24 protein-coding genes and 2 tRNA genes are annotated in these 22,816 nt (G+C 59.0%); 10 read left to right on the top strand and 16 right to left on the bottom strand.

What is annotated here, in order from left to right:
- Positions 1 to 25: 25 nt before the first annotated feature.
- Positions 26 to 409: a sigma factor-like helix-turn-helix DNA-binding protein gene (locus tag LKD23_RS04030; RefSeq protein WP_227620511.1), complete on the bottom strand. Its 384-nt coding sequence runs from the start codon at positions 407 to 409 to the stop codon at positions 26 to 28.
- A gap of 225 nt (positions 410 to 634) precedes the next feature.
- On the opposite strand from LKD23_RS04030, the gene LKD23_RS04035 reads away from it, so the two are divergent.
- Together LKD23_RS04035 and LKD23_RS04040 are read left to right on the top strand one after the other, a co-directional pair.
- Complete coding sequence (locus LKD23_RS04035) at positions 635 to 1,543, top strand: pyridoxal-phosphate dependent enzyme (RefSeq protein ID WP_227620513.1); 909 nt, start codon at positions 635 to 637, stop codon at positions 1,541 to 1,543.
- A 32-nt stretch (positions 1,544 to 1,575) separates the two neighbouring features.
- Positions 1,576 to 2,904, top strand: a complete 1,329-nt coding sequence (locus LKD23_RS04040) for an MATE family efflux transporter (protein WP_227620515.1) — start codon at positions 1,576 to 1,578, stop codon at positions 2,902 to 2,904.
- Positions 2,905 to 2,955: 51 nt separating this feature from the next.
- Here the strand turns inward: LKD23_RS04040 and LKD23_RS04045 are convergent, their stop codons facing one another.
- The 6 genes from LKD23_RS04045 to LKD23_RS04070 form a co-directional block, all read right to left on the bottom strand.
- Positions 2,956 to 3,774, bottom strand: a complete 819-nt coding sequence (locus LKD23_RS04045) for an ABC transporter ATP-binding protein (RefSeq protein ID WP_304999964.1) — start codon at positions 3,772 to 3,774, stop codon at positions 2,956 to 2,958.
- A gap of 7 nt (positions 3,775 to 3,781) precedes the next feature.
- Positions 3,782 to 4,711 carry an ABC transporter permease gene (locus tag LKD23_RS04050; RefSeq protein ID WP_227620519.1) on the bottom strand — a complete coding sequence of 310 codons (930 nt, stop codon included), beginning with the start codon at positions 4,709 to 4,711 and terminating at the stop codon, positions 3,782 to 3,784.
- A gap of 30 nt (positions 4,712 to 4,741) precedes the next feature.
- Complete coding sequence (locus LKD23_RS04055; protein WP_227620521.1) at positions 4,742 to 5,839, bottom strand: ABC transporter substrate-binding protein; 1,098 nt, start codon at positions 5,837 to 5,839, stop codon at positions 4,742 to 4,744.
- A gap of 449 nt (positions 5,840 to 6,288) precedes the next feature.
- Positions 6,289 to 7,122 (bottom strand): hypothetical protein, encoded by an 834-nt coding sequence (locus LKD23_RS04060; RefSeq protein ID WP_227620523.1) that lies wholly within the window; start codon positions 7,120 to 7,122, stop codon positions 6,289 to 6,291.
- Positions 7,116 to 7,817, bottom strand: coding sequence for an ABC transporter ATP-binding protein (locus tag LKD23_RS04065; protein WP_227620525.1), 702 nt, complete (start codon positions 7,815 to 7,817; stop codon positions 7,116 to 7,118). The genes LKD23_RS04060 and LKD23_RS04065 overlap by 7 nt, the downstream gene beginning before the upstream one ends.
- Positions 7,810 to 8,190: a GntR family transcriptional regulator gene (locus LKD23_RS04070; protein ID WP_227620526.1), complete on the bottom strand. Its 381-nt coding sequence runs from the start codon at positions 8,188 to 8,190 to the stop codon at positions 7,810 to 7,812. Before LKD23_RS04070 ends, LKD23_RS04065 begins: the two co-directional genes overlap by 8 nt.
- Positions 8,191 to 8,340: 150 nt before the next feature.
- Between LKD23_RS04070 and LKD23_RS04075 the strand changes: the two genes are divergently transcribed.
- Positions 8,341 to 9,339, top strand: coding sequence for a glycosyltransferase family 2 protein (locus LKD23_RS04075; protein ID WP_227620528.1), 999 nt, complete (start codon positions 8,341 to 8,343; stop codon positions 9,337 to 9,339).
- A gap of 65 nt (positions 9,340 to 9,404) precedes the next feature.
- Here LKD23_RS04075 and LKD23_RS04080 read toward each other — a convergent pair whose 3' ends face one another.
- The 4 genes from LKD23_RS04080 to LKD23_RS04095 all read right to left on the bottom strand — a co-directional run bounded on the left by LKD23_RS04080 (position 9,405) and on the right by LKD23_RS04095 (position 12,093).
- Positions 9,405 to 9,968: a TetR/AcrR family transcriptional regulator gene (locus LKD23_RS04080; RefSeq protein ID WP_227620530.1), complete on the bottom strand. Its 564-nt coding sequence runs from the start codon at positions 9,966 to 9,968 to the stop codon at positions 9,405 to 9,407.
- 67 nt (positions 9,969 to 10,035) lie between these two features.
- Positions 10,036 to 10,389, bottom strand: coding sequence for a dihydropteridine reductase (locus tag LKD23_RS04085; protein WP_227620532.1), 354 nt, complete (start codon positions 10,387 to 10,389; stop codon positions 10,036 to 10,038).
- A 220-nt stretch (positions 10,390 to 10,609) separates the two neighbouring features.
- Positions 10,610 to 11,482, bottom strand: coding sequence for an Ice-structuring protein (locus LKD23_RS04090; RefSeq protein WP_227620533.1), 873 nt, complete (start codon positions 11,480 to 11,482; stop codon positions 10,610 to 10,612).
- 269 nt (positions 11,483 to 11,751) lie between these two features.
- Complete coding sequence (locus LKD23_RS04095) at positions 11,752 to 12,093, bottom strand: arsenate reductase family protein (protein ID WP_227620534.1); 342 nt, start codon at positions 12,091 to 12,093, stop codon at positions 11,752 to 11,754.
- 137 nt (positions 12,094 to 12,230) lie between these two features.
- Between LKD23_RS04095 and LKD23_RS04100 the strand changes: the two genes are divergently transcribed.
- The 3 genes from LKD23_RS04100 (at position 12,231) to tsaD (ending at position 16,295) form a co-directional block, all read left to right on the top strand.
- A complete protein-coding gene (locus LKD23_RS04100) occupies positions 12,231 to 12,416 on the top strand; it encodes a ferredoxin (protein ID WP_227620535.1) in 186 nt (61 codons plus the stop codon).
- Between the two features lie 281 nt (positions 12,417 to 12,697).
- Positions 12,698 to 15,283, top strand: a complete 2,586-nt coding sequence (gene polA, locus LKD23_RS04105; protein WP_227620536.1) for a DNA polymerase I — start codon at positions 12,698 to 12,700, stop codon at positions 15,281 to 15,283.
- A gap of 4 nt (positions 15,284 to 15,287) precedes the next feature.
- Positions 15,288 to 16,295, top strand: coding sequence for a tRNA (adenosine(37)-N6)-threonylcarbamoyltransferase complex transferase subunit TsaD (gene tsaD / locus LKD23_RS04110; protein WP_227620537.1), 1,008 nt, complete (start codon positions 15,288 to 15,290; stop codon positions 16,293 to 16,295).
- Positions 16,296 to 16,332: 37 nt separating this feature from the next.
- On the opposite strand, the gene LKD23_RS04115 is transcribed toward tsaD, so the two are convergent.
- The 3 genes from LKD23_RS04115 to LKD23_RS04125 form a co-directional block, all read right to left on the bottom strand.
- A complete protein-coding gene (locus tag LKD23_RS04115; protein ID WP_227620538.1) occupies positions 16,333 to 17,178 on the bottom strand; it encodes a CPBP family intramembrane glutamic endopeptidase in 846 nt (281 codons plus the stop codon).
- A gap of 283 nt (positions 17,179 to 17,461) precedes the next feature.
- A tRNA-Pro gene (locus LKD23_RS04120) sits at positions 17,462 to 17,534 on the bottom strand.
- Between the two features lie 29 nt (positions 17,535 to 17,563).
- Positions 17,564 to 17,637, bottom strand: a tRNA-Gln gene (locus tag LKD23_RS04125).
- A gap of 235 nt (positions 17,638 to 17,872) precedes the next feature.
- Here LKD23_RS04125 and LKD23_RS04130 point away from each other — a divergent pair.
- Positions 17,873 to 18,952 carry a 6-phosphofructokinase gene (locus LKD23_RS04130; RefSeq protein ID WP_227620539.1) on the top strand — a complete coding sequence of 360 codons (1,080 nt, stop codon included), beginning with the start codon at positions 17,873 to 17,875 and terminating at the stop codon, positions 18,950 to 18,952.
- A gap of 134 nt (positions 18,953 to 19,086) precedes the next feature.
- Positions 19,087 to 19,923: an Rpn family recombination-promoting nuclease/putative transposase gene (locus LKD23_RS04135; RefSeq protein ID WP_227620540.1), complete on the top strand. Its 837-nt coding sequence runs from the start codon at positions 19,087 to 19,089 to the stop codon at positions 19,921 to 19,923.
- Between the two features lie 53 nt (positions 19,924 to 19,976).
- Here LKD23_RS04135 and LKD23_RS04140 read toward each other — a convergent pair whose 3' ends face one another.
- Positions 19,977 to 20,297 (bottom strand): helix-turn-helix domain-containing protein, encoded by a 321-nt coding sequence (locus LKD23_RS04140; protein ID WP_431834209.1) that lies wholly within the window; start codon positions 20,295 to 20,297, stop codon positions 19,977 to 19,979.
- A gap of 136 nt (positions 20,298 to 20,433) precedes the next feature.
- Here LKD23_RS04140 and LKD23_RS04145 point away from each other — a divergent pair, with 136 nt between their 5' ends.
- Entirely contained in the window at positions 20,434 to 21,114 is a 681-nt protein-coding gene (locus LKD23_RS04145; protein ID WP_227620542.1) for a hypothetical protein, read from the top strand.
- Positions 21,115 to 21,126: 12 nt separating this feature from the next.
- The gene (locus LKD23_RS04150) at positions 21,127 to 21,471 is read left to right on the top strand and encodes a hypothetical protein (RefSeq protein WP_227620543.1); all 345 of its coding nucleotides are present in this window, start codon (positions 21,127 to 21,129) and stop codon (positions 21,469 to 21,471) included.
- Between the two features lie 87 nt (positions 21,472 to 21,558).
- Here the strand turns inward: LKD23_RS04150 and rfbB are convergent, their stop codons facing one another.
- Positions 21,559 to 22,623: a dTDP-glucose 4,6-dehydratase gene (rfbB, locus tag LKD23_RS04155; protein WP_158395064.1), complete on the bottom strand. Its 1,065-nt coding sequence runs from the start codon at positions 22,621 to 22,623 to the stop codon at positions 21,559 to 21,561.
- Between the last annotated feature and the right edge of the window lie 193 nt (positions 22,624 to 22,816).

A 22,816-nucleotide genomic window follows, 5' to 3' on the forward strand; every position in this document is an offset into this window, starting at 1 on the left:
TGCGGTGCTCCTCTCAAATCCATTTTCAGCTCTCATTCACTTCGTCGATGGAGCGGATGAGCCTCAGCATCTTGGTCAGGGTGGCGGCATACTCGGTGGTGGTCAGCCGGGCACCGGGGCCGGTGCATTCGAACCGGGCGTCGATGACCAGCTGCTCCAGCTCTTCCAGTGTCTGCTGCACCCGGCGGTACCGGGCAGCAAAGCCCACCTTGTCTTCCAGCTCCTTGAGGGTCGTTTCGCCATGCTTGATGGCGTCCCGCGCCCCCTGCCGGGTGATGCCGAAGTTTTCTCCGATCTCGCTGAGGGAGAGGTCGTCGTTGTAATACTGGCGCAGCATCTCGCGCTGTTTGGGCGTGAGCACCTCGCCGTAAAAATCGAGCAGATAGCCCATTTCAAAGTCTTTTGCCATGTTCTGTCCTGCTCTGACCTCCGCTGTTTGTAAAGGTTTTTTGCTTTACATACGGAGTATAGCAGACGCCGCCCCCTTTGTCAAGAACTTTTTGCGTCATTTTGCCAGATTTTCTCCGCATTTTTCTCTTTTCTGCCCAAATCCCGCTTGACGCTTCCGGCCCTTTGCGCTAAAGTTATAGGTGCTGACCCTTGTTGTATCCCGGAAGACGAAAGGAGGCCGCCCGTGCCCATCTACCCCAACATCTACCAGACCCTGCTGCCCGGCCCCATCGTCGAGCTGCGGGGTTATCTTGCGGCCTGCGGGCTGCGGGGACGGCTGTACGCCTATCTGAACTGCAACGGCCCCACCGGCACCGCCCGGGACGAGCTGGCCGAGGGGATGCTGGCGCTGGCCCTTGCGCGGGGGGCGCTGACCCCCGGCCAGCCCATCGTGGAGGCCGTGTCAGGCCCCTTTGCCACGGCGCTGACGCTGGCGGGGCAGACGGCGGGCCACCCGGTGGTTCTGGTCATGCCGGAGGATGCCCCTGCCATGCGGCAGGAAAGCCTGCTCCGCCTCGGGGCACAGATCCTCCACACCCCCGCGCAGGCAGGCCCTGCCGGGGCGCGGGCGGAGGCAGAGGCAAAGGCCGCCGAGAAGGGCTGGTTCTACATGGACTGGCTGCGCAGCGACGACAACCCCACCTACCACCGCCGGGTCACCGGGCCTGCGCTGGTGCGCTCCATCGCCCGGGAAGGCTCGAGCATCGTGGACAGCATCGTCATCGGGGTGGGCAGCGGCGGCACCATCACCGGCGTGGGCGAGACGGTCAAGGCGTGGACGAACGATGTCCGCATCGTGGCGGTGGAGCCGTATGAGAGTCAGGCCCTCAGCGGCGGACTCACCGGGCCTCACGGCATCCCGGACATCGGCTTCGGCCTCGTGCCCGGCAACTACAACGCCTATGTCGTAGACAACATCGCCGCCGTCACCACCGCCGACGCAGCCCGGGCCGCGCAGCGGGTCCTGCGCACCGACGCCATCCCGGCCTCTCCCAGCGCAGGCGCAGCCCTCCATGCAGCAGCGCAGCTCATCGCCAACGGCACCAGCCGCTCGGCGCTGGCGGTGTTCAGCGGACGACAGAGCATCTTATAAGCATATTTATTAAAAGGAAAAGAGAAGGACGCATGACAAAAGACATGACGACCGGGGCCATCACGCCACTTCTGGTCGATTTCACCGTTCCGCTGGTACTGGGCAACCTGTTCCAGCTCACCTACAACGCCGCCGACAGCATCATCGTGGGCAAATTCGTGGGCGAGGACGCCCTCGCCGCCGTCGGCACCTCCAATCCGCTGATGACGCTGGCCATCCTCTTCATCAACGGGCTTTGCCTCGGTGCGGGCATCCTCGTCAGCACGGCCTACGGCGCGGGCGACACCCAGCGGGTGGAGCGTCAGGTCTCCACCACCGCCATCGCGGGTACTGTATTCTCGCTGGTCTTTTCGGCCCTCTGTGTCCTGCTGGCGACGCCCCTGCTGCGGCTGATGCAGGTGCCGACGGAGATCCTGCCCATCGCGGTGCAGTATCTCCGCATCGTGTTTGCCGGGCTTATCTTCACCTTCTTCTACAACTTCCTCGCGGCCACCATGCGGGCGCTGGGCGACAGCAAGAGCGCCCTCTACTTCCTGATGATAAGCTCCGTGCTGAACATCGGCGGCGACCTGTTCTTCGTCGAGGTGCTGGGTTGGGGCAGCGAGGGCTGCGCCCTCTCCACCGTCCTCAGCGAGGCCCTCTGCTGCGTGCTCTGCGTCATTTACATCCAGTGCAGGATCCCTGTCCTTCAGCTGGGTCGGCGCTGGCTGGTCTTTGACAGCTCGCTGCTGCGCAGCACCGTCCAGTATGGCTGGACCAGCGCCATGCAGCAGGCCACCGTCCAGCTGGGCAAGATCGCCGTGCAAGCCATCGTCAACACGCTTGGCGTCAACGCCATGGCGGCATTCACCGCCGCCAGCCGGGTGGACGACTTCACCTATATGCCCCAGCAGAACATCGCCCACGCCATGACCACCCTGATGGCCCAGAACCACGGCGCAGGCAAAAAAGAGCGGGTGCGGCAGGGCTTTTTCTGCGGCCTGCGCATCGAGCTTGTCTACGGCCTGCTCCTGATGGCAGTCTGCCTGCTCTTTGCCCGCCCCATCATCTCCCTCTTCGTGGACGACCCCGCTGTCATCGAACTGGGCGTCCGGTTCCTGCGGTGCGCCTCCCTCTTCTACCTGATGCCCGGTGTGACCAACGGCATTCAGGGCGGCTTCCGGGGTCTGGGCGACCTGAAGGTCACCCTGACCAGCAGTATGCTCAACATGGGCTTCCGGGTGCTGGCCGCCGCCATTCTGATCCTGCTGCTCAAGGTCGAGCTTCGGTTCCTGCCCGTGAGCTACGGCATCGGCTGGCTCTCCATGCTGATCTACGAGCTGCCCCTGCTCATCCGCTACCTGAAGGAAGACAAGCTGTAAAGACAGCAAAAGACCTCTGCACGCCATCTCGTGCAGAGGTCTTTTTTGGTTTCAGTTATCCTTTTCCACCTTGCTCAGGAGGATGCGGTCGTTGTCGAGGGCCTTGCCTGCGTTCTCGCGGAACTTTTCCAGCAGGTCGTCCACCGTCATCCGGCTCCGGGCTTCGCCCTTGACGTCGAAAACGATGCGTCCTGCGTCCATCATGAGGGTGCGGTTGCCCAGCTCCAGCGCCTGATGCATATTGTGCGTGACCATCAGGCAGGTGATCTTCTTCTCGGCCACGATGCTCTTGGTCAGATCCAGCACCTTTTCCGCCGTGGCGGGGTCGAGGGCGGCGGTGTGCTCATCCAGAAGCAGGAGCTTCGGGGTGACGAGGGTGGCCATCAGCAGGGTCAGCGCCTGACGCTGACCTCCCGACAGCAGACCCACCGGCTGTTTCATCCGGTCTTCGAGGCCCATGTCCAGCAGGGCCAGCTTTTCGCGGAAGATCTCCTTGTCTTTGCGGGAGATGCGGGAGAAAATGGCGTTGGGGGCAGTTCCGGCGCGAAGATAGGCCAGCGCCAGATTCTCCTCGATGGTCATGTTGGGGGCCGTGCCCTTGAGGGGGTCTTGGAACAGGTGGCCGATGACCCGGCTGCGCTGGTATTCCGGCGTAAAGGTGATGTCTTCATCACCCAGTGTGATGCTGCCCTCGTCGGCGATGAAACCGCCGGTGATGGCGTTGAAGAGGGTGGATTTGCCCGCGCCGTTGGAGCCGACGATGGTGGCGAAGTCTCCCGCCTCCATCGTCAGGCTGACGCCGTTCAGGGCGATCTTTTCGTTGACGGTGCCGGGGTTGAAGGTCTTGTGCAGACCGCGAAGCTCAAGCATCTCCATCTCACACACCCTCCTTCCGGGTCCGGGCCGCACTACGGCGCTTCTCAAAGGCGATTTTTTCTTTGATCGCAGGCATCGAGATGGCCACAGCCACGATGATGGCGCTTACCAGCTTCATCGCAGCCGCCGGGACGTTGAAGCGGAGGGCCACCGCCACGATGAAGCGGTAGAGGCAGCTGCCAAAGACGACGCCCAGCACCCGGCGCACCATCGTCCGCCTGCCCACCAGCGTTTCGCCAATGATGAGGGAGGCCAGCGCAATGGTCACCATACCGGTGCCCACGTTGATGTCGCAGCTCTTCTGGTACTGGGCCAGCAGACCGCCGGACAGGGCGGTCAGTGCGCCCGAGATGCACAGGCCCACCGTGATGGTAAAGGCCGGGTTGATGCTGGAAGCCCGCACCATCGCGGCGTTGTCGCCGGTGGCGCGGATGGACAGGCCGAGGCGGGTGCCGAGAAAGCCCACCATCGCGGCCCCGGCCAGCGCGATGACCGCCGCCGCCAGCACCAGCTTATACCAGCCGCCCGTAAAGCTCAGGGCGCGCTTGGCGATGGAAAAGACCGTCTCGGTCTTGACCAGCGACATGGTGGAGGAGAAGCCCATCACCGCGAGGTTGATCGTATACAGGCCGGTGTTGACGATGATGCCGGCCATGATGCTCTCGACCCCGAGCCGGGTCTGCAAAAAAGCCGTAACGAAGCCGGAGCACACGCCAGCCGCCATCGCCGCCAGCAAGGCGAGGAAGGGGTGGCCGGTCAGCGCCACCTGACAGGCGACGGCACAGCCAAGGGTGAAGCAGCCGTCGGTGGACAGGTCCGCAATATTCAGGATGGAATAGCTCAGAAACAGAGCCAGCGCAACGAGGGCGTAGATGCAGCCCAGCTCGAGCGCGGTCTGGATGACGTTGAGCGAAAAGATACTCGCCAGCATGGTGTGCTCCTTTAACAGTTAATGTACAGTTCAGCCAAAGTTCTCCGCCGTGGTCACTTCCACGACCTCGGTGCAGTAGGGCGCGAAGGCCTTTTTCACGGTGTCGAGGTCGAGGCCCAGAGCCTCACAGGTCTCGGTGTTGATGGTAGCGATGCCGTTGTCGAAGGTCTGGAAGGGCAGGTCTGCGGGGGTCTTGCCGTCGCAGAGCAGCTCCACCACCATATCGGCCGTGGCCTCGCCCAGCTGGACATAATCGACGCCGTAGCCCACGAATGCGCCGTTCAGTGCGAAGCTGTCCGCGCCGGTGTAGTGCTGGACGCCTGCCTCGATGAAGGTCTCGTAGATGGACAGCTCTGCGGTCATGACGGTATTGTCGGTGGGGGTAAAGACGGCCTTGACACCGGCAGCGATGAGGGCCTCGGCGGCCATCTGCACCTCGGCGGTGGTGGTGCCGTTCTTTTCGATGTACTTGATGCCCTTGCCGTCGCAGAAGGCCTTGGCGTCGGCGATGGCCTGAGTGGAGGCATCCTGACTCAGGTCGTACAGCAGGCCGATGGTGTCGATGTCGGGGTTGACAGCCAGAATGAGGTTCATGATGGCGTCCGTATTCAGGGCGTCGGAGGTGCCGGTGATGTTCGGCTCGGTGTCGAAGCCGGCGGCGGCGGGGTCGGTAACGGCAGAGTAGACCACGGGGATGTCGGTGTCCTCCACTGCAGCCAGCATGGTGGCGGCGGTGGGAGTGGCCACAGCCACGATGACGTCTACCCCATCGGCCACGAGGTCGGCGCCGATCTGGTTCAGGTTGGTCTGGTCGGCCTGTGCGTTGGCGTAATAGTCGGCGTAGTCGAAGGTGACGCCCTTCTCCTTGGCCACCTCATCCAGACGGCTCTCCACCGACTCGACGATCTGGTTCAGGGAGGCGTGGTCCACATAGTTGACGATGCCGACCTTAAAGGTCTGCCCTGCCTCGCTGGCGGCAGCAGAAGAAGCTGCTGCGCTGGAGGCGGTGCCGGACGCAGTGCCCGAGGCCGAAGAGCCGCAGCCGGTCAGGCCCAGAGCGGAAACAGTGGCGGCGGCCATTGCCACCTTCAGAAAACTGCGGCGGGAGATCATGTTCATGGTTTTCATAGCGGTTGCTCCTTCCTTGGAGCGGGCGGCATATAAAATAAAAACCCGCTCCACCTGCGGGACGGGCTTTTGTTCTCGTATAACAAAACGACCCTGTCCCTGTGTGTTCATCCACAAGGACAGAGTCGAGAAATTCGAATCTGCGGTGCCACCTTGCTTGCTTTGCCCGTCTTCCCCCGGAAGCTGCAAAGCCCCTCACGGAGAGCCAACACTCCCCTGCCCTGTAACGGAGGCTTCCGTCCCAAGCTACTAGAGGCTCTGCCTCATTTGCCCGGCCCTCGGCGGCCCACGAATCTCTGCCCCGCTCTCACCCGTTTTCACTGTCCGGGTTCACTGAAGATGCGCTGTGCAGGTTCTCTTCCGCCTCATCGGTTTGATTGCATTATACACTTTATCCGTGTAAAGTCAAGAGGAAATCTCAAATTTTCCGTCAGATTTTTCACGCTGTGTCACTCCATGTTGAGCCTGTTCCGCATCAGCCAGACCGTCAGCCCGAACCAGAACACCCCGAACGCTGCCGCGATGCCCAGCGTGAGGGCCGCGCAGCCCATGAAGCCCTGCGCAGAGAGGGTGGTCTGGATGCTTCCGGCATCGCCCACGACGGTATAGAGGGCCGTCTCATAGACTCTGGCACCCACACGCAGCAGCTTTTCGATCCAGCCCTGAACGTACTGCATCCCGAAAAAGCTCAGGATGCCCGCCAGCGCAGGGTGGCTCTTGAACTGATGGCCCACCATGCAGGCGGCATAGATGCAGGCGATGGCACTGACCATCCGCACGAAGCAGACGAGGCCGCTGAAGAGCATCGTCTCCCAGAACGCCATGTCGTACCGCGCAAATGCCTCCCGGAGCTGCGACAGCATCCACGGCAGCTGGTCGAGCAGGTCTATCTCCGCCATCATCAGGATGGCCAGAATGCCGAAGGAGAGGCCCGCCGCAAAGATGCTGCACACGCTCCACACCGTGCCCGAAATGAGCTTTGCCCCCACGAGCTGAGCCTCCGTCACCGGCAGGGTATGCATCAGATAGCCCTCCCGGCCCAGCAAGTTGCCGTAGAACCGCTGCACGATGGTCATGACGGTGACGACTGCCGTGCCGATGAGGACCGCCGTGTACGCAAGACTCAGCAGGCCCACGGCGGTAGAATAGGCGTCGCTGTTTGTGCCGTTCCAGCCCCGGATCGAGGCACCAAACAGCACCGACACCGCCAGCAGAGCCAGATACAGCCCGCCGTAGGTGCGGGCCGTGGCCCGGAACTCATGTTTCAGTAATTTTTTCAGCATTTGAATACCTCCCGGAAATACGCATCCACGCTCATGCCCTCAGTCTCACGGAGTTCCTCCACCGACCGATGGGCGAAGACTTTTCCGTTTTTCAGGAACACCGCCTCGTCCAGCACCGGCTCCACATCCTCGATGAGGTGAGTGGAGAGGATGACCGAGGCATCCCGGCTGTAGTTGGTGAGGATGGTGTTCAGGATGTAATCCCGTGCCGCCGGGTCCACGCCGCCGATGGGTTCATCCAGCAGATAGAGCCGGGCGTTCCGGCTCATGGCGAGGATGAGCTGGACCTTCTCCTTGTTTCCCTTCGAGAGGCTCTTGAGGATGGCTTTGGGCGAAAGCTCCAGCTTTTCCAGCATCTCACTGGCCTTTGCGGTGTCGAAGTCGGCGTAAAAATCCCGGAACATCTCCACCAGCTGCTCCACCCGCATCCAGTCGGGCAGCCACTGGGCGTCCGGCAGATAGGAGACGATGGCCTTGGTATCCGGGCCGGGAGCCATGCCCGCCACCTTGATGCTTCCCGCCGTGGGCTGCAAAAGGCCGTTCGCCAGCTTGATGAGGGTGGTCTTGCCGCTGCCGTTGGGGCCGAGCAGGCCCACGATGCGGCCAAAGCCGATGTGCAGGTCGATGCTGTCGAGGGCGTTCGTCCCCTTCTGGTAGGATTTCGTCAGTCCCTCACAGGTCAGAAGTTCACTCATTCCGTTCACTCTCCTTTGTTTCCCAGCCCGTCACCAGCGCGGCGGCCTGTGCCGGGCCGTAGCCGATGCCGCGCATTTTTTCCAGATATTCAGCGGTCACAGCCCGGGCCATCTCGTCCCGCAGCTTTTCCAATAAAGCGGTGTCCTCGGTGACGAAGCGGCCCGTTGTCCGCTCGGTACGGACGAGGCCCTCCGCTTCCAGCTGGGCCAGCGCCCGCTGCATGGTGTTGGGGTTGACCCCCGCTGCCGCCGCCAGATCACGCACCGAGTCCAGATGCCCGCCGGGCGGATAGACCCCCGCCAGTATCTTTGCCTTGAGACGTTCCACGATCTGCGCATAAATGGGGCGGCTCGTGTCGAATCGTTCTCCCATCCTCTCATCTCCTTGTGTCGCTGTACTAAGCGCTTAATACAATAATACTCGTTTTTGGGTTTTTGTCAAGAGGGGAATTTCCAATCCCTGCAAAATATGCTATACTATCTCTTGTATGCTACAGGAACACGCGCAGGAGCACAGAAAACTATGAAAGCGACCATCATCATCCCCAACATCAACGGCAAAGGCTGGCTCAAAGACTCCATCGAGTCGGTCTATGCCCAGACCGAACAGGATTTCGAACTCATCGTGGTGGACAACGGCTCCACCGACGAGAGCCTCGAGCAGGCCCGCAGCTATTGCAGCCGGCCCAACTTCACCCTCATCGAGAACGGCTGCAACACCGGCTTCTCCCATGCCGTGAATCAGGGCATCGCCCGGGCGAAGAGCGAGTTCGTGGTACTGTTCAACAACGATGCCTTTGCCGAGCCTCAGTGGCTGGCCGAGCTGCTCCGCGCCGCCGAGAGCGACGAGAAGATCTTTGCCGTCCAGAGCCTTATGATCCGCCACTTCGACCGGGAGCTGGCCGACGACGCCGGCGACTACGTCACATGGATGGGCTTTGCCTGCAAGACCGGCGACGGACGCCGGGCCAGCCGGTACACCAGACAGAAGCGCATCTTCTCGGCCTGCGGCGGCGCGGCCCTCTACCGCAAGAGCATCCTCGACGAGATCGGCGTCTTTGATGAAAATTTCTTCGCCTACTTCGAGGACGTAGACCTCAGTTGGCGGGCCAACAACGCGGGCTACAAAAACATCCTCTGCCCCACAGCCAAGTGCTACCACATCTGCGGGGCCAGCACCGGCGCAGTGCGATACAACGCCTTCAAAAGCCAGCAGAGCGGTCGGAACAGCATCCTCCTCCCCCTCAAGAACGAGCCTCTTCTGATGCTCCTCCTCAACTTCATCCCGCTGGCGCTGGGCTATCTGCTCAAGTGCTACAAGTTCCACAAACAGGGCTTCGGCGAAGCATGGGACAAGGGGATGCACGAGGCCTTCGACCTGCTCCGAAGCGGCCGCCTCGGCAAACGCCCCTTCCGCCTGCGTGACCTGCCCAACTACATCCTCATGGAACTGTGGATGATCTGGAACATGATACCCTATCTGTGGTACCGGCTGGTGGTCGTGAGATTTGATCTGAAATAACAATAAGCCCGCCCCACTGTGAAAGCCACAGCAGGGGCGGGCTTACTCATACAAACCGGAAGTTGTCAAACAGCGTTCATTGTTTCGCTTTGTGGAATTTTTACACACTGCTGAATCACACCTGTAACATACGTAATCGAATCGCTGCAGTCGTTCTTGAGCCATTCTGAGATAATTGCCATCAGTCCCCGAATATAAAATGCCATGATATAAGTTCGATCTTGCTCTGGTACACCGTAGCGGTCGAGAATCGGCGTAAACACATGACGGAACATCCTATCATAGCTTTTATCCATCCCCAACACCGCCGCATTTTCCGTTGCTGTACGGAACAGTCGCTTGTTGTTCTTAATGTAGCTGAGGTAAGGTGTTAAATAATCCGGCGTAATTAGATATATTTCATCCCTCGGGCAATTCTGTAACTTTGCAGAAAAGGCATCTGAATCTTTCTCCATGCAAGCAAGAAATTGCTCATTCATACGACTGACACTCTCCGAGAGCAGGTCTGACATCGTTTCATAGTGCAGGTAGAAGGTGGAACGATTGACCCCTGCTACTTCACAGATTTCTTTGACTGTAATATACTCAAAATCCTTTTTTGCCAGAAGTGTCAGAAAGGCTTCGTCCATTCTGGCTGCGGTAGCAAAATATCTGCTTTCCGATCTATTCAATCGTTCTCACCTTCTTTCGTGTTGTTTACCTCTCGCTGATTTCTTTTGCCAATTCCATGATTTCAAAAGCGTATTTCTGCTTGCCCTGAACCAGCAATTTTTTGTAGATGGGGTAATTAACGCCCATACCCATCAGCCCGATAATGCCGACAATTACGCCGAGGACAAACATAGTGGTGCTACCGCTGCCGATGACCTTCATGGAAAGGCACATTCCAACACCAGCTACCATCGCAGTGATAATACCGAACGTGTAGGTAAAAACGGTTGCAGGAAGCTTGGCTTTTGCATCCAGCTTGCGAAGAGCGATCACCTTGGAGGTGTCCTTGAGTGCATATTCGTTTGCGAGTTGTTCTGCATAGATTTTATCTGTATTCATGGCTTGTTGCCTCCTTCATTTGATGGTTTTATTCTACCAGCAAAGAACGGGCAACGGAACAACACTGATGGCAGTTTGTGTTGAGTTCAAGAATTGTGCAAATCCCGATTTGTTGAACTAAGCCGAGTATACCACACGTTCCGACAAAAGAATACTTCTGTACACAAAAATCCCATGTCCGATACCGTATGGTACAGACATGGGATTTTCTTCTGCGTCTTTACGCCGCCGGGCTGGCTGCGCTCTCAGCCTGCGGCTCGGCTTCGGCACCGGCCTCCGCAGAGGCCACTGCGGAGCTTGCCGGGGCCTCGCCGCCGGTAGCGAGGATGGCATCCTCCACATCGCTGTCCGCCATCGGTGCGGGCTGGCTGGCGGCAGATGCCGCCGTCTGCTCCGGCTTCGTCTCGCTCTCGGTCAGGCCGGTGAGATACCAGCTGCCGCTCTGACGGCTGAAGAGGTAGTCCATATACTTGGTCGGCGTGTCCGAATTTGTGACGAGGATGCTGTCGTCCGCGTTCTGGGTGGGGATGTAGCCCACGGTGACGTGGAGAAGGCCGCCCTTCTTGAACAGCTTGGTGACGGTGGCGCGGTAGCTGCCCACGCCGCCGGTGATGGGGATCTTGTAGCACTGGGTGGCGTCGTCAAACTCGATGGTCATATCCTCCATCTCGAACGTCTTATGGGTCATGCGGAAGCTGGGGCCTACGAGCTTTGCAAGGTAGGCGTCCACGTCCACCGACGGGATGAGCAGCTGCTCGGTATCGGGGTCGGTGTTGTAGCCCTCGAAGCCGCCCTGCGTCTCCTGAATGCTGTACACACAGCCCCAGACTGCGGCTTCGCGGAGGGTCAGGTCATCGATGTTCTCGATGCCGTCGAAGGGCACCGGGTCGAACAGCACAAGGCCCTCCAGCTTATCTTCGTATTCCTGCCGCTGGGCGGTGTCGTCGAACAGCTTTGCCACAGCGCTCACACCTGCGTGCAGCACCGTCAGCGTGCCGATGAGCACCAGCACGGCGATGAGCAGCCCGAGGGCCTGACGGCCGCGGCGGCGGTGGAGCCGGGCGTGTTCTTCCGGGGTCATTTCCATCTTCATATGATTATCGTCTCCTGCGTTATTGCACTTTTCAGATAGAAACAGTATACCACATTCCCGGGCAGGGTGCAAAACCCCGCCGGTGTTATTTTGGTGAAACTGCCTCAGAAGCTGTTTTTATAGCCAGAGTGTGCCAGATGGGCGAAGCTTTTCGCCGGCAGACAAGGCGATTTTCCGCAGCAATCCTCGGCGGATTGCAAGGGAAAACAACGCAGTATGCCAGCGAAAAGACCGCCCAGATGGTGCGCAATGGTTATGAAAACAGCTTCTCAATCCCAGCTTTTCCAGACGTCAGGCTGGTAGCCCACGGTGGCCTGACGGCCATTGCGGACGATGGGGGTGCGGAACAGCTGCTGGTTCTCAAAGAGCTTGTCTTCCTTCTGCCAGTCCACCAGCGCGTCCAGCAGCGCCAGCGTCTGCTTGTCCTTGGCGTTGGGGTCTACCAGCGCCTGCCAGCCTCCCAGTGCCCGGGACACATTCTCGAACTCGCCCCGGCTCATCTCTTTTTCTTTCAGGTCGATCATCTGGAATTTGATGCCGCGCTCCTTAAAATAGCGCTGCGCCTTTTTGGTATCGAAGCACTTGGTGGTGCCGAAGATCTGGATGTTCATGGTCTTACCCTCCTGTTGATTCTGCTCTATTGTAGCATATCTGCGCCCAAAAGCCTATACCTGCGCGCATATTTTGCCCCCGTCCGGACCAAACTGCTCTCAACACGCTCTGCGTGAACGTATGGGAGGTGCTTTTTATGAAAGCTTTCGTAGACCCTGAACTCTGCATCGGCTGCACCCAGTGCGCCGGGCTTTGCCCCGGCGTGTACCAGATGGAGGGCACACTGGCCGTCGCCATCCCCGGCGACATCCCGCCCGACGAAGTCCCGCTGGCCGTAGACGCCGCCAACGCCTGCCCCGTGGGGGCGATAAGGGTGGAGTGACCTTTTAAAGGCTCTCCCTTTGGGAGAGCTGGCATCGCGCAGCGATGACTGAGAGGGCAAAGCTGCTACGACAGAAGCACTGCGCAGCGATAAGCAGATTCTTTGTCAGAGCGAAACTATCACTCTGTCCATTCTTCTCCGTCAGCGTCCTTGCCCTCTCCGTCACCTTCGGTGACACCTCTCCCAAAGGGAGAGGCTTTTTTTGCGTAACCCCTCCCCCATCCGCCTTATTTTGTGCTATACTATAAGATGTGAAATTATGGAATGGAGGACCACAAGCTATGCGTTTACTGGTCATCGACGGCAACAGCATCGCCAACCGTGCCTTTTACGGCATCAAGCTGCTGACCACCAAGGACGGCCGCTACACCAACGCCATTTTCGGCTTTCTGAATATCCTGCTCTCCCTGCTCAAGGAATGTGACCCCGACGAGGTGGCCGTGGCCTTCGACCTCAAGGCCCCCACCTTCCGCCACAAAATGTACGACGGCTACAAGGCCACCCGCCACAAGATGCCCGACGAGCTGACCGCACAGATGCCGGTGCTGAAAGAGCTTCTGGCTGCGCTGGGCTACCGCGAGGTGACGGCGGAGGGCTGGGAGGCCGACGACATCCTCGGCACCCTGTCCGCCGCCTGCGCCGCCCGCAGCGACGACTGCTTCCTCGCCACCGGAGACCGGGACAGCCTGCAGCTGGTCAGCGACACCACCACCGTCCTGCTGGCCACCACCGCCATGGGCCGCAGCAAGACCGTCACCATGGACGTGGAAGCCGTGAAGGAGAAATACGGCGTCTCCCCCCGCCAGCTCATCGACATCAAGAGCCTGATGGGCGACGCCTCCGACAACATCCCGGGCGTCAAGGGCATCGGTGAGAAGAGCGCCGTCACCCTCATCCAGAAATACGGCAGCCTCGCGGGGGTCTACGCCCACCTCGACGACACTGCCGACAAGACCATCAAGCCCAAGCAGCGGGAGCATCTGGCCGAGGACCGGGCGATGGCTGAGCTGAGCTACACGCTGGGCACCATCCGCACTGACGCCCCCATCGACACCGCCGAGGGTGCGTATGTCGTGGGTGAGGGCAACAAGGCCGAGGCCGTCCGGCTGATGCAGGAGCTGGAGCTGCACTCCCTCATCACCCGCTTCGGCCTCAGCGACGTCGCGCCTGCTGCAGACCCGTCCAAGGCCAGCGCCGGGCCGCTGCCGGAGGCCGGGATCGCCGCTCTGCCCGCAGAGCCGAAGGGTCATTACCTCGTGGCGGCCCGGCCTGCCGTCATGGGAAAGCAGGGCACCCGCATCGTGGAGCTGCAGCCTGCCGCATGGTATGCCGTGCAGGACAGGACCGTCTTCCCGCTGGAGGCCGACGACCTCCTCCGCCTGCTGGACAACGCGGACGTCACCCTCGACGTCTTCGACAGCGCCCCTCTCTACGCCCGTGCGATGGCGGCGGGCGGCTGGGGCAGCAGCATCGTCTGGGACGGCAAGCTGGCGGCGTATCTGCTGGACGCTTCGGCCTCGAAGTACAACCTCTCCGAGCTGATCATCCGCTACCGCGCCGACGCTGCCTTCACCTGTGAGGCATGGCCGGACGCCGGTGCTCTGGCCGACCTCTTCGCCAAGATGAAGGCGGAGATCACCGCGCTGGGCGAGGACGCGCTCTACAACGACATCGAGTTCCCGCTGGCACAGGTGCTGGCCGACATGACCCGCATCGGCATCCTCGTGGACCGGGAGGGCATCGAGAAGTTCGGCGTGAAAATGCGGGCCGAGCTGGAAGACGTCCTCACCCGCATCCATATGGAGACAGGCAGCGCCAGCTTCAACCCCAACAGCCCCAAGCAGCTGGGCGAGATGCTCTTCGACACCATGGGCCTGCCCCACGGCAAGAAGACCCAGCGCGGCTGGTCCACCGACGCCGAGACTCTGGAGTCCCTGCGGGACTACCCGCTGGTGGAGGACATTTTGCAGTACCGCGCCTACCAGAAGCTCAACTCCACCTATGTCGAGGGTCTTCTGAAAGTCATCGCGGAGGATGGCCGCATCCACACCCGCTTCAACCAGACCGAAGCCCGCACCGGACGCCTCTCCTCCGACAACCCCAACCTGCAGAACATCCCCATCCGCACCGAGCTGGGCAGCCAGCTCCGCGCCTACTTTGTGGCGCGGCCCGGCTGCGTACTGGTGGACGCCGATTACAGCCAGATCGAGCTGCGCATCCTCGCCCACGTCACCGGCGACGAGCATATGCAGCAGGCCTTCCTGACCGGCGAGGACATCCACCGCAGCACCGCCGCGAAGATCTACAACCTGCCCCTCGAGCAGGTCACGCCCCGCCTCCGCTCCTCTGCCAAAGCCATCAACTTCGGCATCATGTACGGCAAGGGCGCGTACAGCCTCTCGAAGGACATCGGCGTCAGCGTCAAGGAGGCCGACGCCTTCCTGAAAAACTATCTGGCCACCTTCCCGAAGGTGAGCGGCTATATGGACAAGACCATCTCCGACGCCCGGGCCTGCGGCTATGTGTCCACCCTCTTCGGACGCCGCCGCTCCCTGCCCGAGCTGACCAGCAACAACCACAACATCCGGGCCAGCGGCGAGCGGATGGCCCGCAACACCCCCATTCAGGGCACTGCAGCCGACGTCATCAAGCTGGCGATGGTGCGGGTCTGGCGGCGTCTGCGGGACGAGAAGATGGAGAGCCGCCTCATCCTGACCGTCCACGACGAACTCATCGTGGAGGCCCCGGAGGCGGAGGCCGCAAAGGCCGCTTCTATCTTACAAGAAGAGATGGAAGGCTGTGTCAATTACGCTGTGCCCCTGAGCACCGAGGTGCATCAGGGCAAAAACTGGCTGGAGGCCCACTAAGACCATGATCATTCTAGGAATCGAATCCACCTGCGACGAGACCGCCGCATCTCTGGTGGAGGATGGACGGCATCTGCTGAGCAACGTCATCTCCACCAGCGTCAAGGAACAGGCGCTTTATGGCGGCGTCGTGCCCGAGATCGCCAGCCGCCGCCACTGCGAGTTCATCAGCGCCACCGTCAAAAAGGCTCTGCTGGACGCCGGAAAGACCATCGACGACGTGGACGCCGTGGCCGTCACCTTCGCGCCCGGACTCATCGGCGCGGTGCTGGTGGGCGTCAACTTCGCCAAGGGCCTCGCCTACTCGGCGGGCAAGCCGCTGGTGCCGGTCCACCACCTGCGGGGCCACATCGCGGCCCTCTACCTCACCCACCCCGAGCTGAAGCCGCCCTTCCTCTGCCTCGTGGCATCCGGCGGACACAGCCACATTGTAGAGGTGCAGGACTACACCCACTACCACATCCTCGGCCACACGGTGGACGATGCCGCCGGTGAGGCCTTCGACAAGGTAGCCCGGACGCTGGGCCTGCCCTATCCCGGCGGCCCCAGCGTCGCCAACGCCGCCAAGACCGGAGACCCGAAGGCCTACCGCCTGCCCGTCCCCCACGTCGAGGGCCGATACAACGTCAGCTTCTCCGGCCTCAAGACCGCTGTGCTGAACGAGGTGAATCAGGCCCAGATGAAGGGCACTGAGATCCATGTGCCCGACCTTGCGGCCAGCTTTCAGGAGCGCATCGCAGGCATCCTCGCCGAAAAGCTCCTCCTCGCCGCCGCCGACACCAGCGCAAAGCAGGTCTGCCTCGCAGGCGGCGTCGCGGCCAATGGCCGTCTGCGCCAGCTGGTCAACGACGGTGCCCAGAAGCTGGGCGCAAAGGTCTATCTGCCTGAGCTGAAGTTCTGCGGCGACAACGGCGCCATGATCGCGGCGCAGGGGTATTACCAGTACATCGCAGGCCATACCGCCGGGCTGGAGCTGAACGGCCTGCCCACGCTGCCTATTGATTACGAATAAGGTATAACGAAAAAAGGAGCCTCGCGGCTCCTTTTTCTTATGCATTCTCTGACACCGCATCCCGTCCGAAGTAAAGCTCCACTTCGCCGATCTTCTTTTTCCGCAGCAGGAACGCTGTGGGGATGAGATAGACCGCCACCGACGCCAGCATGGTGATGTCGTAGGTGCTGATGCTGTCGGCCACCGACTGGGTGCCGTATAAGCCGCCCACCAGCATGGAGGTGATGTCCATCGCGGCGTGGATGAACACCGTCACCCAGATGTTGCCGGTGCGGAAATAGACTGCCGCCAGCAGGGTGCCCAGCGATGCCGCAAAGACACACTGCATCAGCACGCCCAGCGGCGCGCTGCCGGTGAGGTTGGTCAGGTGGGCCGCGCCAAAGTACAGGCCCGACAGCAGACAGGCTTTCCAGACGCCGCCCCGGCTGGTGCCGAAGTGCTCAAGCAGGGTCTGGGCGATGACCCCCCGGAACAGAAACTCTTCGGCCACGCCCACGCTGGTCATGCCCAGCAGGAACCACACGATGCGCCACGCGGGCAGCATATCGCCCTCCGGGCGGCCGAACAGCAGGGTGTTGTAGGCGTTGTAGCTGATGAGTGCGATGGGGTACAGGCCCACCAGCAGACCGTTGAAGAAGCCGCTGCCCCGGCGGCGGAGCAGGCCGATCTTCCCGGTGCGGGCCAGAAGGAAGCAGGCCGTCAGGATGCCCGCCGCCTCCTGCAGGGTCGTCAGCAGATAGTCGTCGGCCATCTCGAGGTCGCGCAGGACGAATAAGATCCCCAGAAGCGACACCATCGACGCCACGAACAGCATCCCAAGAAACAGCACCTCGGCCCCGAGGCAGTAGAGCATCGGGTGGGCGCTGCGCAGACGTTTGAGCATAGAAAGACCTCCCTGTGTCGTAGTGGTACTATTCTACCATATTTTCAGGGAAAGAGATAGAGAAACCTAAAAATCCCACTGCCCTGCAAAGATAGAAAAAGACCGGCACACAAATGTGTACGGTAGTCACCAACTGTTGACATTCCTAGCCGTTGGGACCCGCGGGCTAAGCAACAGCCCACTGGGCTGATTGCTTGCCTTGCTGCGCAAGGCCGCCTTGTTCAAATCCCGCGCTCAACTAAATAAAAAATCCAGTACACAAATGTGTACTGGATTTTTTAAGTCGGAGCAGCGGGATTTGAACCCACGGCCTCCTCGTCCCGAACGAGGCGCGCTACCAACTGCGCTATGCCCCGAAAATACCGCAACCCAACGGGCTGCGGTCTGGTTGGGGATGAGAGAATCGAACTCCCACAAGTAGAGTCAGAGTCTACCGCACTACCACTATGCAAATCCCCACTATTTGGTTCGGCCCTCAGCACCGAAGCGCTACTGACGAGGAATATTATACAGCCTCTTCTCCCATTTGTCAACCACTTTTTTGATTTTTTTGCTCATGTTTTTTCGTCCCCGCCCGCCCCGGCGTTTTCACGGCTTTTTTCAGCCCCGCCTCTTGACACCTGCCCCCTTTGGGAATACTCTTATAGTATCATTTACCTGCTCCTGAAATCGGAAGAAACGAGGGTTATTCAATATGAAAAAACGTGTTGGCATCCTGACCTCCGGCGGCGACTGTCCCGGCCTGAACGCCACCATCCGCGGCGTGGCAAAGGCCCTGTATGCACGGTTCGGCGAGAACGTCGAGATCGTGGGCATCCTCAACGGCTACCACGGCCTCATCACCGGCGATTACAAGGAGATGACCGAGGACGATTTCCGCGGTATCCTGACGCTGGGCGGCACCATCCTCGGCACCAAGCGCACCCCCTTCAAGCTCATGCGCGTGGTGGAAGAGGACAAGATCGACAAGGTCGCCGCCATGAAAAAGACCTATAAGGACGCCAAGCTCGACTGCCTGCTCTGCCTCGGCGGCAACGGCACCCACAAGACGGCCAACCTTCTCGCGCAGGAGGGCCTGAACATCATCGGCCTGCCCAAGACCATCGACAACGACATCTACGGCACCGACGTCACCTTCGGCTTCCACACCGCCGTGGACATCGCCACCGAGGTCATCGACCGCATCCACACCACCGCCGGCAGCCACAGCCGCGTCATGTGCATCGAGATCATGGGCAACAAGGCCGGCTGGCTGACCCTCTACTCCGGCATCGCCGGCGGCGCGGACATCATCCTGCTGCCCGAGATGCCCTATGACATCGACCGCGTCTGCAGCGCCGTCGAGCGCCGCGCCCGCAAGGGTTCCAACTTCTCCATCATCGCCGTGGCCGAGGGCGCTATCAACACCGAGGAGGCCGGTATGAAGCGGAAGGAGTGGATGGCCAAGCGCACGGAGGCCGGTTACGGTGCCACCGCCACCAACCGCATCGCCGCCGCCGTCCAGAAGAAGACCGGCATGGAGACCCGCGTCTGCATCCCGGGCCATATGCAGCGCGGCGGCAGCCCCAGCGCCTACGACCGCGTGCTGGCCACCCAGTTCGGCAGCTACGCTGCCAAACTGGTGGAGATGGAGCGCTACGGCGTCACCGTCGCCATGGTCAACAACCGCGTCATCGCCAACCGCCTCGAGGACATCGCCGGCAAGACCCGCAACGTCCCCGAAGGCTGCGAGCTGCTCACCGTCGCCCGCCGGATGGGCGTGAGCCTCGGCTAAACTTGCACTGAATCGAATCTTTTATGATAACGGACTGTTCTATACGGACAGCCCGTTATTTTTATCCGCTATTGTAAAAACAACGATTTTATGGTATTCTTACCTTAGACCCGAAGCAGAAAGCAGGTGAACCAGTGGCAGAAGCCGAAAAAGAAAGGCAGCTCGATTTCGAGCGTAAACACGAGAAGGATCTGCAATACATCCGCAATTTCCGCCTCATGGACGATGACTTCATGAGTAAGGTTTTTGAGGACAAGACCTGCGCTGAATTTCTGCTCCAGATCATCCTGAACCGGGACGACTTGATCGTACAAGAGGTTCACGGGCAGCATGACCTAAAAAATCTACAGGGCCGTTCTGTCCGGCTGGACATTCTGGCCATTGATAAGAGCAATCAGGTCTACAATATCGAAGTACAGCGCAGCGACCGAGGTGCAGGAGCCAAGCGTGCACGGTACAACAGCAGCTTGCTCGACGCGAACCTGACAGAAGCGGGCGACGCCTACGACGCACTGAATGAAACCTATGTAATTTTTATTACGGAACGGGATGTATTGAAGCGGAGCCTGCCTATTTATCACATCAACCGCATCATTGAGGAAACCGGCGAGTCTTTTGGCGATGAAGCACATATTATCTATGTGAACTCTCAAATCAAAGATGAGACGGCGTTGGGCAGGCTGATGCACGATTTCTCTTGTACAGACCCGGATGATATGAGTTATCCCATTCTGGCACAGAGGGTGCGCTATTTTAAAGAAGATAAGAAGGGAGTGGCAACAATGTGCAGAGCAATGGAAGAGATGAGAGCGGAGGCCGCCGAAAAGGCTGCAAGCGAGGCACGCCACGCACAGTCTGTTGAAAGCGCAAAGTCGATGCTTGCGGATGGACTTCCGTATGAGACGATCGCCCGGTATACGAATCTTCCCATTGAGGAAATAAAAGCACTGGATAAGCCAAAATCCGCATAAGCTTCTACGGCAAAGGCCGCTGCGTTTTTCGCGCAGCGGCCTTTTTGCATCCATCACCGTACCAGCCCATTCACGATTTTCGACAGGGCATCCACCTGCTCCCCATCCAGCTTTTTCAGGTTCTCCACCAGCCCCCGTATCGTCTCCGGGTCAGCGTTGCCGTCCTCGAAAAATTCCTGCGGCGTAATGTGGAGGTATTCGCAGATATAGAAGAAGTTCGTCATAGTCGGAAATGTTTTTCCGTTTTCAATACTGTTGATATATCCATGGTTCTGCCCCAGCGACAAGCTCATATCCCGAGCCGAAACGCCTTTTTGCATTCTCAGCTGTGCCAGCCGCCGGGAAAACATCTCTTCGTACAACTCTGTCACCATCCTTTTGTCATATTGTATCGGACAATACTGCAAATTTTGGCACTTTTTATATTCTGTTTCACTTGTTGTGTCAGTTTATTTCTGCTATAATTCAGATGGCAACAGAATTTATCCGAGATTTTGAGGAGGATTTTCTATGTTAGACCTTTTCGGCTCAAAAAGACGCGCGATTCTCAACTCCGAACAATTCCAAAACAACCTCACTCAGGTTAGAGACTTGCGTAATCTCGTTCTACAAATGTCCCAAAGCTTTACTTCCCCCGCTCTTTTGAAAAGGCTCGTCCAGTTTGATGATAACGAGGTAAAGAATATCGTTTCAGTTCTTAGTTTTACAATCACCGCAAATATTCACAATCCCGATCTTCGTGTTTTGCTAAATCATTACTATGAAGATTTTTATGTCAAGAAAATTTATAAATTTCATTTCGACCCTTCTCGTCACAGAAATATGACCCAAGATGAATATCTTCGTTGTATGAACAATGCTGACATTAAAGAAGATGAAATACAGCGCGCCAACCTTAATGCGATTTCCCATAGCCTTTTCAGAACCGACTCCGCCTTCTCACTCTTTGAAAGTTATAAAAAGCGTTACGGAACTAAAACTTCCGATTTTATTTACGATGGTTTTGGTGTTCCAAAAAGATATGTGCCTTCTGAAGATGATTATGAAGACATTCCTTTTTCATATAGGCTGTTCCTGGACACGGGGCTTCGGAACGAATATCGTAGTGGTGAAATGAAAAGCTCCGCTACAATTCAAGACGAACGAAATTTTTATGCTAAGATTCTCTTAGATGAATTAAATAAAATTTGAGGAGGTTATCTTATGGCAACGATTTATCGCGGAACTGGTTGGAGTTCCGACTGTGTCGGCGAGACGAAAAATGGCACGGTCTACCGTGGCACAGGCTGGAGTTCGAGCGAAGTCGGCGAGTACAAGGACGGCACGATTTATTGTGGCTGCGGCCTGCACTCGGACGCTATCGGCAAGTATAAGAACGGCACGATCTACACCGGTCTCGGCCTGCATTCCCGCGAGGTTGGTGAATATAAGGATGGCACCATCTACCGCGGGACTGGTTGGAGTTCTACTCCCATCGGCGAATACAAGGATGGCTCGGACGGTGTAGCCGCCGCAGCGCTTCTGCTCCTCGCCGCCGACCTGCTCTGACACTTTTATCTGATACACAAAAACGCCCCTGTCCGGAAAATCTCCCGGACAGGGGCGTTTCATTTGCTTTTGGAGTTTTACAAGAGATTATTTATTCTTGTACATTTCCTCGTAGTATTTCTGGTAGTTGCCGCTGGTGATGTGCTCCATCCACTCCTCGTGGTCGAGGTACCAGTCGATGGTCAGGACGATGCCCTTCTCGAAGGGAGTCTCGGGGTACCAGCCCAGATCGTTCTTGATCTTGGTGGGGTCGATGCCGTAGCGGCGGTCGTGGCCCAGACGGTCGGCGACGTGCTTGATGAGGTCTTCGCTGATGCCGTCGTCCTTGAGGCGGTCGTGGAGCTGCTCGATGATGGTCTTGACGATGAAGATGTTGGGGCGCTCGTTGTGGCCGCCGACGTTGTAGACCTCGCCGACCTTGCCGCCGTTGCAGACCATGTCGATGGCCTTGCAGTGGTCCTCAACGTACAGCCAGTCGCGGATCTGCATACCGTCGCCGTAGACGGGCAGCTGCTTGTGGTGCTTGACGTTGTTGATCATCAGCGGGATGAGCTTCTCGGGGAACTGGTAGGGGCCGTAGTTGTTGGAGCAGCGGGTGATGTTGATGGGCATACCATAGGTGTCGTGGAATGCCATAACGAACATATCGGCGCTGGCCTTGGAGGAGGAGTAGGGGCTGTGGGGGCAGAGCGGGGTGGTCTCCATGAAGAAGCCCTCGGCACCCAGAGCGCCGTAGACCTCATCGGTGGACACCTGCAGATACTTCTTGCCCTCTTTCCAAGTCTTAGCGTCGGCGTCGTACCAAGCCTCCTTGGCACGCTGCAGCAGGTTGACGGTGCCCATCACGTTGCTCTGGACGAAGATCTCGGGGTTCTTGATGGAGCGGTCAACATGGCTCTCGGCGGCGAAGTTGATGACATAGTCGAAATCGTACTTTGCGAACAGGCTCTCGACCAGCTCCTTGTCGCAGATGTCGCCCTGCACAAAGACGTGGCGGGGGTCGCCCTCAACGTCCTTCAGGTTCTCAAGATTGCCGGCATAGGTCAGCTTGTCGAGGTTGACCAGCAAAATTTCAGGGTACTTCTTGAGCATATAATGCACGAAATTGGAACCGATAAAACCGGCACAGCCGGTGATAAGATATTTTTTCATAATGATATATTCCTCAGTGTTCTCTTCTTTTTCAGCGGCCTTGCCCTCTCAGTCACCTTCGGTGACAGCTCCCCCAAAGGGGGAGCCACTGGCGTGTCGGCAAAGCCCTTTCTGACTGAACAAAGTTTTTTCTATCGGAAGCCTCAGTGCTCCGCTGTCTGGATTTACAGCAGTTGGCCTCTGTCGCAAGGCC

It is taken from the genome of Faecalibacterium butyricigenerans (genome assembly GCF_020687345.1).
Taxonomy (GTDB): Bacteria; Bacillota; Clostridia; order Oscillospirales; family Ruminococcaceae; genus Faecalibacterium; species Faecalibacterium butyricigenerans.